The sequence below is a fragment of the Flavobacterium muglaense genome (assembly GCF_014305155.1).
Classification (GTDB): Bacteria; Bacteroidota; Bacteroidia; order Flavobacteriales; family Flavobacteriaceae; genus Flavobacterium; species Flavobacterium muglaense.
Genome location: NZ_JACRUK010000050.1, coordinates 18764 through 29079 on the forward strand (window position 1 = coordinate 18764; position 10316 = coordinate 29079).

Below are 10316 nucleotides of genomic sequence, written 5' to 3' on the forward strand. Positions count from 1 at the left end.
TCGGTTCCATTTGATCGGATTGGTAGTTTGCCCTGGAGTGCTTCGGCTGGATTGGTTCCGTTTGATCGGATTGGTAGTTTACCCTGGATAGCTTCGCCTGGATCGGTTCCATTTGATCGGATTGGTAGTTTACCCTGGATAGCTTGGCCTGGATCAATAGTTTGTATTAGTGGCATAAAAAAACCGTCCAAATTTGAACGGTTTTTGATGTTTAAAAATTTACTGCGTTTAGTTCGTTTTCTACTGTAGCATCCATTATGTGCCCATAAATTTGAGTAGTTGCTAATTTTTTGTGCCCTAATATTTTTTGTACGGTTGTAATAGAAACACCTTTATAAAGTAAATACGTTGCTGTAGTATGTCGTGCCGTGTGAAAGGTTATTTTTTTGTTTTCAATTTTTGCGAGTTTTGCAATCTCTTTTAATTGGCGGTTGCAATGTTGGTTTGTTAGATGTTCAAAGCAAAAAATACTACCAAATTTGCTGTATTTATTAAGTATCTCGGAGGGTTTCCCGTTGAAAATAGCATAAATTGGGATTCTTACATTTTCTTCTGTTTTCTCCATAGTTTTAATTAACCAATCTTTACCAGCAATCGAAACAATATCTTTTTTTTGAAGGCTAAAAACATCACTGTAACGAAGTCCAGTGTATACAGAAAACATATATAAATCTTTTACAATTTGATATTTTTTATTTTCGTTTAAAAGTTCAACGTTTTCAAGCGTTTCAATCTCATTAGGAGTTAAAAAAATCTTGCCTGAATTACCTTGTTTAACCGTAAATTTTCTAAATGGGTACTGTTCAACGCTCATTAAATCCTTATTTATTGCAAGATTTACGTATGTTTTTATGTTTTTAAAATACTTCCAAATAGTGTTTTGCATTAGTTTTTTAGGTGGTGCGTCTTTATAGGTAATTGTTATTTTACGCAAAAACACCTCAAAATCAGTTAACAGCTCATAAGTAATGTCATCAAAATAAATCACTTTTTTAAACGACTTAAGCCTGGTTAATGTTGATCTATGATTTTTTTTAGTTGCTTCGGTTAAGTTCATTTTTTCAATTTCCAACTCCATAAATTCAGTAAAAGACTTAACAGAAACGCCAGTAAAAAAATCATTTAGCATATTTAGATTAAATGATTTATTATTATTGATTTTATCCAGCTCAAAATTTTCTAAATCTCGTAACGTTTCAGAAACTTTTTTATTGAGCTTAATCGCATTGGGGTAATCTGTTTTAATTGTTCGTGTTTTAGAGTTCCAGTAATTAGGCTCAATGTAAATTTGAGTAGAAAAATATTTGTTTTTTCCATTCAAATAGCACTCAATTTGAATTAGTGCTTTACCTTGTTTATTTAGTTGTTTTTTACGGTTAAATACCGCAGTGTAGCGTGCTTTATTCATAAGTTTTAAGTATTTCGTTACTCAAACATACAAACAAAAAAAACAACTAGCAACATGAAAACGGGTAGAAAAGCGGTATAAAATATAACGATATTCTTTGATAAATATTTTTATCAAAAAAGTCGTAAAGTCAAGAAAATCAAGGGGTTTAAATAAAAAAAGCACTCTAAAAGAGTGCTTTTTGTGGTCCCACCTGGGCTCGAACCAGGGACCACCTGATTATGAGTCAGGTGCTCTAACCAGCTGAGCTATAGGACCGGTTTAGAGTTTGCAATATTACTACTATTTTTCGTTTGCTCCAAATATTTTTCAACTAGTTTTATTTAATTTATTGCAATTAAAAAAATCAAAACACAAAACTCCTGATTATTAGATTTGTAAATAAAAACTAAATTAAAATTATTTTATCTCTTGACACAATTCTATCAAAACCCCATTGGTACTTTTAGGATGTAAGAATGCCACAAGCTTGTTATCGGCTCCTTTTTTGGGAACTTCATTCAACACGACGAAACCTTCAGATTTTAATCTCACAATTTCGGCTTCAATATCCGCTACGTCAAAAGCGATATGATGTATCCCTTCCCCTTTTTTCTCCAGAAACTTCGCAATGGGACTATCTGGATTTGTTGCTGCCAAAAGCTCAATTTTATTGGGACCATTGGCAAAAAAAGAAGTCATCACGCCCTCGCTAACCACCTCTTCCTGCTTGTAAGCCGGTGCGCCAAATAATTTTTCAAATAAAGCATTGGATACATCCAAATCTTTTACAGCAATACCGATATGTTCTATTTTTCTCATGATTCAAAAATATATTAAGCTACAAATATACAATTATAGCGCTTTGACATAACTATCAAAAAACCCACATTCTAGTATGACCTCTTTATAATATGCGGTGTTCTTATATTCTTTTTGTAAAATTCTAAATCCGTTCCAAGCCAAAAAGTTAACATTAGACCTGTACCTATCATAATATCCTGATTCGTTAAAATAAAACATTTTATTATAAAAATCATTTCGATCGCACTTTGCTAACAAATAGACACACTTTGCTTTTTGTTCTCTTGTAGCTGCAGCTTCAAAAGCTTTCTTATAATACATTCTAGGTAACTCACTATTTACAATCATCTTTTTTATTGGCGTTCTAAAATCGTATGGACTTGAACCATAACCCGCAATATTGCTTTCATAAAATACGCGAGCGTTACCAAAATGCGATATGTTGTAAAAAGCATTCCCAAGCAACAAACTATTGTTGTAAACATCTTCGTTTTTACCCAGCTTATCCTGCATTTCTTTAACAATTGATAGAAACTCCATTTGTGTAAACTTCCTTTTTTGATAGGCCGCATGTTCACAATCGTGACAATCCTTAATGTTCCCATTAAAAGGATTTCCTAAAAATACCGAAAACTGAATACTATCACTTTGCCCCATCAATTGTATGGCCTCGGAAATTTTATTGGCGTATGTAGCCTTGACCGCCTCAAATCCATAGATCTCCGCCAGTTTGATACCATAAACACCAACGGCTATTTTCTCTATTTCAGTCTTATTTTCCTTAGATAAAAAAGCTTTCATGGCTTTCAACTTATGAGCATCATCATAGAAATTGACATCTGCTAAAAAAAGCTCGGCCATGACATCCATACCTTGTGCTTTATACAATTTAGACAAATAAGACTTACTTGCATTCGTAGCGCTATAGAACCTAAAGTTTTCTATTTTATGCTCCGGAACTTCATTATAAAGCCAGCGCAAGTCTTTCAAAATTGTTTTCTCCGTCACGTGATTAATCACTTTTATTTTATACAAATTATTTACAAACTGTAATAATCGCAACTGACTTTTGGCCAATTCTGTTTTAGGCAATTGAGAAGCCACAGACTCAAAAACCGCATCAGCTTCCTTATAATTCCCATTTAAAGTATGTAGATAACCCAAAGCAATAGACCACAAATACGGCTTACTTGTACTCTTTAAAGCCGCTATTTTTTTTACCAATTCTAAAGCCTGAGCCATCGCTACCTTAGCATCTTGACCCTTTTGCACCTTACCATACAAATACGTAGCATCATTCACCTCATTTTCCTGATGATTTATTAATCGGGTTAAAAGATAATCGAGATGCTTGCTTCCAGGGTCTAACTCAACAATCTTAGCTATGGCATTCGACTCATCACCGTAATACCCATGAATTGCCCAAAGCGCCGCTTTCTCCTGATTTGTTTTGGCGAAAGCCAAAGATTCATTCCAGTCTTTCTCTTCCTGTGGATGAAAACTATAAGCAGCGACTACCCTCATTTGTGGGCATTTATCAAAAATTATACTGTACATATAATTAGACAAAGCATATTCTTTATTTTTATAATGCATTCCTGCGCAATACCCCAGCGCTCTATAGTACAAAGTGTTTTTCTGGACTAAAGAAGCTGTTTTTTCAAAAAAATCAAACGCTTTTTGTTGATTTCCATTATAAAAATAAGCTTTCATCAACTGAAACCAATACCTGTTTTTCATAAACACATCTTTGGCAGTTGCATATTCATTTTCGATACTAGCTATAGTCACCTTATCCGAAAAACCGACAGCTTCTGCAGCTTCGTACTCCCAAGAACGATCAATAACTGAGGCTGTTTCTACTTTTTTGGCTAAATTCAAAAATTTTAAAAATGCTACAACCTTAGGGTTTTTCAAGTCAATAACCGCTTTCCATTTGGCTGAACTTGGATTTTCTTTTTTGGTACGGTAATAATCTGCCAGTTCATCGACGGCTTTTTCACTTTTGTCTATTAAAAAATATTTCACCGTTTCGGCTTTCATTTTTCCTTTCAAATAGGTTTCCCAATCATTGGTGATTTCATCGTTAAACCTCGAATTATGCTGGTTATCAAACCCTATACCGTAAAAAATATCTCCAGATAGAAATAATGGTGCGTAGGACTCATCAACAAAAGCCTCGGGCGTAAAACTCGAATTGCTTTGATGATACCAATCGGCATAAAAATCGGCTCCACAGGCATAAATAACACCATAAGCCAACAGCAAAACGCCACTAAAAGCCAGCAGCAGTTTGTTTGAAAATCGTTTTATCATAATTTTTTATATTAAGTGAATCTAAATCGTAGAAAATAATCTCTATTGGACTTTGTGCCAAATTCCCCTTTAAATCGCCCGCCATTTCTCGCAAATCAGCAGCGCTAACGCCTTCAATTTTTATATAATCGCCTACTTTATAGAAAATCCCTTTTCGATAATGCGCACGCTTTACCTCATATTTATTCTCATCAACACGCGTAAATTCTGCACTTTTTTCCAAATCCGAACCCGTAAGCTTAGGTCGTAGCCCTATGACCTTCCCTTTACTTATGTGGATTCCCCAAGAATAAATAGGCAACGCAATGTTTAATGCCAATGGGTATTTTTTTAAGCTTTTGATATACCGACTCGCAATGCCTTGATCGTATATAGAATTTAGGGATTTTACTGCAATAGTTCCCATGTTGTAATACATCAAAACCCCAGTATCTACATTAGGGATTTTAGTTTTTTCGAAATATTTGACTTGATGAAGCCGTATTGTAGCCGATATTTTTTTATGAGAAATCCTTTTAAAATCTTCGATAAATTGCAAATAATTGCGCTTACTATTCAGAGACCAGTCGCAATCAATCTGTATTTCTTGACAGCTCAATTTATTTTTTGAATTGATCAGAGCAATGAAATCAACTGTTTTTTGAGCCAATTGCGCACTATTAAAACCTTGATCGAGCATAACTTTGTTTTGAATATACACTACCGGAACAATATTTTTAATATTCGGTATTTCTGAAAAATGTATCGGACTAACCGGAAAAACTTCCTTTGTTTTGGAATGTAAATCGAGATCAAAATACCTAATATATAATTTATCTACCGTGTTTTCTTTTAGTGTTTCTTTTTCGAAAGCCGAAAGCGAAAAATTTGTTTTCCAATAGTAGAATGCAATAACCGGCTCGTCTTTGCCTTGGCAAGCAACAAGAAACAGACCTAAAATAATAAAACTCAAAACCTTTTTCAACACTGTAGTATATTAATTACTAAACAAATGTAATAATTTCTGGAGCTTGAAAACATTTTAATTAACCCTATTCTAACCCGTTTACTACCTCAGTTGGACAACAATAACCAAAACTCTCCTAATAATGTCCTAAAAATTTCGCTTACAGAAAATATAATTGTTATTTTGTATCCATAAATTCACACCCTATATGTTGAAAAATAGCACCATCATTCTATTCATAATTTTAGCAGCCTCACTTGTAAATTGTGCCAAAAGAGGCTCAATTACAGGCGGTCTAAAAGACACCATTGCCCCTACTTTAAAAATTAGTTTTCCTAAAAATTTTAGCACGAATTTTAAAGGTGACATGATCAAATTGGTTTTTGACGAGAACATAAAGTTAAAAAACTTAAACAAGCAGTTAATTGTTTCACCTCCCATGAAACAAGCCCCTGTAGTCTTGCCTACAACTGCTAGTAAATACCTAACCATCAAGATAAACGACACTTTACAACCCAATACTACATATAGTTTTAATTTTGGTCAAAGTATTGCCGATAATAACGAAGGCAATCCCTATAATCAATTTAAATATGTATTTTCAACAGGGTCGCATATTGACTCCCTAGCTATCAAAGGAAAAATTAAGGATGCTTACGCAAAAGAGCCCGATTCATTTGTTTCTATAATGTTGTATGATGTCAACGAAAAATTCAATGATTCTGTTGTGTACAACAATAGCCCTAGATACATTACCAACACACTTGATAGCTTAACGACTTTTTCATTAGAAAATTTAAAGGCTGGTAAGTATTTATTGGTAGCAATGAAAGACAACAATAGCAACAATAAATTCAATCCAAAAGAAGATAAAATAGGTTTTCTAAAAGAATTTATCACCATCCCATCTGACACTGTTTATGAATTAGAACTATTCAAAGAAACATTAGCTTTTGACGCTTACAAACCTACTCAAGCCTCAGGAAACCGACTTTTACTAGGTTATAATGGGGCGCAAAATTTCAAAAAATCAAAACCTCAAATTACACTAAAAAAAGGCAGTACTATTCTACCAACAATAGTAACGCAAATGCCCGCCAAAGACTCTTTACAAATATGGTACAAACCCATAAAAACGGATACTTTATCTGTGGCTGTAGCCAATGAAAAATACAAAGAAAATTTTATTTTAAAAGTAAAGGACCAGAAAAAAGACACCTTAAACATCTCCGCTGTTCAAAAAGGTTTATTGAATTTTAGAGAACGTTTTACATTGCTATCAAACACCCCACTGATACAATTTGACAATTCTAAAATCAAACTGCTTTCTAAAGATTCTACTGCAGTTCCATTCACCACCGAATATGATGAATTCAACCAGAAGCTGTATGTAGATTTCAAAAAAGTACCCGCCGAAAAATACACTATGGCTTTACTGCCGGGAGCTCTAACTGATTTTTTTGAAAAAACAAATGACTCCATACGTTTTAGATTTACCACAAAAAACACAGACGAATATGGAAACTTACGCTTACAATTGCAAAATGTCAAGCATTTTCCTGTGATCGTACAACTAACAAATGCCAAAGGTGATGTGATAGCTACGGAGTACTCTGAAAAAAACACAGTAGTCGATTTTAATTTGCTTGATCCTGCTAAATATACTGTGCGCATCATTTACGACGACAACAAAAACAAAGAATACGACTCGGGTAATTTTCTAGAAAAAAGATATGCCGAAGAGGTAGTTTACTTTTCAAAAGAGATAGACGTTCGCGCCAATTGGGATGTCGACCAAGCATTTGACGTGAGTATTCCATACAATCCCGAACCTAAAAGAAAAGATAAAAAAGAAAACGAAAAAGACAAAAAAAACAGCAATTCGCAAGGTCAAAAACCGACTAACCAAAGACCCTAACACAAATGAAATGGGGTCAAATATTGCTTTTTATTTCAATTCGAATGCATCCCTATCGTTTAAAAAATTGAGTTTTTTACGAACTTCTTTTACTTTAGATTTATCCAGCGTAGCAATAAAAACACCTTCGTTTGTTACTGGATTCATTAGGTGTTCACCCAAGCAGTCTAGTACTTGCGAATGACCTATGTATTCATATCCTCCACCGTCAATACCTATTCTATTAACACCTATGGTATAGCTCATGTTTTCAATAGCACGCGCCGCAAGCAAGGTGTCCCAAGCTTTTATTCGGGTTTTAGGCCAGCTAGCTACATAAATCAATAGGTCGTAGTTCTCTACATTTCTTGAGAAAACAGGAAAGCGCAAATCATAACACACAAACGGACAAATTTTCCAACCTAGATAATCAACAATCAATTTTTGAGTTCCGCGAGCATATACTTTTTCTTCACCCGCAAGCGTAAACAAATGTCTTTTATCATAATGCTGTATCGCTCCTGATGGAAAAACAAACAATAATCTATTGTAATAATTACCATCCTCTTCTATAATAGCACTTCCTGTAATTGCCGTGTTTTTGGCTTTCGCCAAAGCTTGCATCCACACTACCGTTTTGCCATCCATAGGTTCCGCGATTTGTGACGGATTCATCGAAAAACCGGTCGTAAACATTTCTGGTAGCACAACCAGATTAACACCTACTGCTAAGGCATTGATCTTTTGTTCAAAATAAACTCTGTTTGCTTCTGGGTTCTCCCATACTATGGCCGACTGTATTATTGCTACTTTCATTTTATAAAATTACTAAAAAAAACAGACAAAGAGGATAGTGCTATCTAGAAAGCTATTTCAGTGCTTTTCTTGGCACGCGGATGAAGGGGGTCGAGCGGATTGAAACGGATTTTTAACTTTGATTTTTTACAGTAGTATTGTTCGTCAAATCAAACCGGTTTTAAATTACAATTTCACTTGTATCCGATTACTCTAAAGCTAGAATAGCTCTAAAAACACCATCAATTACCAAAGCCATTTGAGGAACATCTATGGTTTCTAAAGTATCATTTCCTGTATGGTAGTTCTTATTTCGATAAAAAGCGGTATTCGTAACCATTACTGCACTATAACCGTATTTCCAATAATTGAGATGATCCGAAAAATCAACACCCGTTAAGAAGGACGGACTTTTGAATGATTTTGTTAAAATGGAATTACTATCAAACAAACTCTTTTTAAAGTCTGAAGGAAAAGCACCGTTATTAAACTTCTGTACCAATGTGATGTAATTTCCCTTGTCACCATATATCCATTTTAAAAAACTCAAAGGGTACGATTGTGAATTTTCTTTTTCGGAAAAATAACCAATGGTCTCCAAACAAATCATTCCTTTTACAGGAATTTTATGGTCGTATAACGATTTTGCGTGTACAGCGCTCCCCATATAATCCGTTCTAAAAAAAGGAGGCTCTTCAAGTGTGTAAGCCACTAAATCTACTCGGTATTTTAAGTTGGCATTTTTCAACAATCGAGCGAGCTCTAGCAAACCTACAGTACCACTTGCATTGTCATCGGCGCCTTGTTGTTCCTCACAGACATCGTAATGTGCGCCAACAATAATTCGCTCTCCATCTTCCGGACCAAATGATGCGATTACATTTTTATACTCTTGGTTTTCTACTTTAAATTTTTGTTCGTTAACGCTATTGGTTTGTTTTTTTAATTCACGATTAATGTATGCCGCTACACTGTCTAAAACAGTTGGGTTTTTATAATTTCTACTTACAGCTGTTTGCGTAATTACTTGAAGATCCTGACTTATTCTAGTGGTATCAGCTAGTCGCTCTAAGGGTTTGCCTTGAGCCGAAATAGGGAAAAAGACGTAAATCCCAAACAACAGAAAAACTGCAACTAGAATAAATAGATATTTAAAAATTGGCTTCATGAATTGTATGTTTTGATAAAACTGACATTAATATTATATCCAAAATACTAATTTAACAACAAGAATACTCCCCAAATCAATAAAGCACTCAAATGTATTCTGAACGAATATTTGGTTTCTTTATGTAAATAAGATAAAAGAAAACCATTAAAAACCATCAAAATGAAACTAATAGGACCAATCAAAAAAACCGACATAATATCTAAGTTAGGCGTACAAGGTCCGGACTTGTATTGTCCAGATACATTTACATACAAGATTGTTACAATAGCCAATCCATAAAAGCTCAATGACATAATTGCGTTTCGTTTTTCGTCTTCCATCCTTTGCTTTGAAATAAAAACTTAGTTAAATTATAATTAATTTTCGATTACCCTATAAAGAAACAACAATAGCGTTCTTTCACTATTTATTAATTCGATCCACGGTAATCACCCTGAAAGTGTATGAATTGATGGTTATCCTGATGTTATTTTTTTCATTTGAAACATAGAAATTCTTCCCTCGTTTATCAAAACAAGATAGTTCGGTTTCATTTAAAACTGCAACTAACATTGTTTCTATTTGATCGTTTGAAAAATTAGTTTTCAATTTTTTGTTTATTCTTTGATAAACGAGATCTGTATAACAAAGGTTGTCTAGAATTTCGGTTTTTATTGTATTCATTTTCATTGATTGTTGTTATCAAATATAATAAATAATGTACTACAAATGATTCCATGTGTTTCTATGTTTACATCGATTGTGTTGCTGAATGTTCTTGAATCCGCTTGAATTGACAAAAACAGGAAAATTTTAAATTTCCATACTTTAAAGGTTCTCGACTCCGCTCGAACTGACAACAGGAGAAAAAAGGATTCAATTGCCTTTGGCTTTAGCCAAAGGTTCTTTAAAAAATACATGTATTGGCTTTAGCCAATTAAATATTAATACCAAACGCATTTATTGTATAGACCAAATATTGTCTAAAAAAACATAGCTATAACCACAGATACTCATGACC

Annotated in this window: 9 protein-coding genes and 1 tRNA gene; 1 reads left to right on the forward strand and 9 read right to left on the reverse strand. The window is 33.9% G+C overall.

What is annotated here, in order from left to right; all coding sequences use genetic code 11:
* Positions 1 to 211 precede the first annotated feature (211 nt).
* From H8R24_RS15050 to H8R24_RS15070, 5 genes are all read right to left on the reverse strand, one after another.
* A complete protein-coding gene (locus tag H8R24_RS15050; RefSeq protein WP_187020614.1) occupies positions 212 to 1408 on the reverse strand; it encodes a site-specific integrase in 1197 nt (398 codons plus the stop codon).
* A 184-nt stretch (positions 1409 to 1592) separates the two neighbouring features.
* A tRNA-Ile gene (locus tag H8R24_RS15055) sits at positions 1593 to 1666 on the reverse strand.
* 141 nt (positions 1667 to 1807) lie between these two features.
* Positions 1808 to 2209: a methylmalonyl-CoA epimerase gene (gene mce, locus H8R24_RS15060; RefSeq protein ID WP_187020616.1), complete on the reverse strand. Its 402-nt coding sequence runs from the start codon at positions 2207 to 2209 to the stop codon at positions 1808 to 1810.
* Positions 2210 to 2242: 33 nt separating this feature from the next.
* Positions 2243 to 4507, reverse strand: coding sequence for a hypothetical protein (locus H8R24_RS15065; RefSeq protein WP_187020619.1), 2265 nt, complete (start codon positions 4505 to 4507; stop codon positions 2243 to 2245).
* Positions 4467 to 5471: a hypothetical protein gene (locus H8R24_RS15070; protein ID WP_187020621.1), complete on the reverse strand. Its 1005-nt coding sequence runs from the start codon at positions 5469 to 5471 to the stop codon at positions 4467 to 4469. Before H8R24_RS15070 ends, H8R24_RS15065 begins: the two co-directional genes overlap by 41 nt.
* Positions 5472 to 5661: 190 nt before the next feature.
* On the opposite strand from H8R24_RS15070, the gene H8R24_RS15075 reads away from it, so the two are divergent.
* Positions 5662 to 7371: an Ig-like domain-containing protein gene (locus H8R24_RS15075; protein WP_187020624.1), complete on the forward strand. Its 1710-nt coding sequence runs from the start codon at positions 5662 to 5664 to the stop codon at positions 7369 to 7371.
* Positions 7372 to 7401: 30 nt separating this feature from the next.
* Here the strand turns inward: H8R24_RS15075 and H8R24_RS15080 are convergent, their stop codons facing one another.
* The 4 genes from H8R24_RS15080 to H8R24_RS15095 all read right to left on the reverse strand — a co-directional run bounded on the left by H8R24_RS15080 (position 7402) and on the right by H8R24_RS15095 (position 9979).
* Positions 7402 to 8166, reverse strand: coding sequence for an amidohydrolase (locus H8R24_RS15080; protein WP_187020626.1), 765 nt, complete (start codon positions 8164 to 8166; stop codon positions 7402 to 7404).
* A 187-nt stretch (positions 8167 to 8353) separates the two neighbouring features.
* Positions 8354 to 9313, reverse strand: a complete 960-nt coding sequence (locus H8R24_RS15085) for a M28 family peptidase (RefSeq protein ID WP_187020629.1) — start codon at positions 9311 to 9313, stop codon at positions 8354 to 8356.
* Positions 9314 to 9360: 47 nt separating this feature from the next.
* Positions 9361 to 9636, reverse strand: a complete 276-nt coding sequence (locus tag H8R24_RS15090; protein WP_187020630.1) for a hypothetical protein — start codon at positions 9634 to 9636, stop codon at positions 9361 to 9363.
* A gap of 82 nt (positions 9637 to 9718) precedes the next feature.
* Positions 9719 to 9979: a DUF3781 domain-containing protein gene (locus H8R24_RS15095; RefSeq protein WP_187020631.1), complete on the reverse strand. Its 261-nt coding sequence runs from the start codon at positions 9977 to 9979 to the stop codon at positions 9719 to 9721.
* Between the last annotated feature and the right edge of the window lie 337 nt (positions 9980 to 10316).

Coding starts and splice junctions, on each gene's coding strand:
- H8R24_RS15050 (WP_187020614.1), bottom strand. CDS start 1,408: ATGAATAAAGCACGCTACACTGCGGTATTTAACCGTAAAAAACAACTA.
- mce (WP_187020616.1), bottom strand. CDS start 2,209: ATGAGAAAAATAGAACATATCGGTATTGCTGTAAAAGATTTGGATGTA.
- H8R24_RS15065 (WP_187020619.1), bottom strand. CDS start 4,507: ATGATAAAACGATTTTCAAACAAACTGCTGCTGGCTTTTAGTGGCGTT.
- H8R24_RS15075 (WP_187020624.1), top strand. CDS start 5,662: ATGTTGAAAAATAGCACCATCATTCTATTCATAATTTTAGCAGCCTCA.
- H8R24_RS15080 (WP_187020626.1), bottom strand. CDS start 8,166: ATGAAAGTAGCAATAATACAGTCGGCCATAGTATGGGAGAACCCAGAA.
- H8R24_RS15085 (WP_187020629.1), bottom strand. CDS start 9,313: ATGAAGCCAATTTTTAAATATCTATTTATTCTAGTTGCAGTTTTTCTG.
- H8R24_RS15090 (WP_187020630.1), bottom strand. CDS start 9,636: ATGGAAGACGAAAAACGAAACGCAATTATGTCATTGAGCTTTTATGGA.
- H8R24_RS15095 (WP_187020631.1), bottom strand. CDS start 9,979: ATGAATACAATAAAAACCGAAATTCTAGACAACCTTTGTTATACAGAT.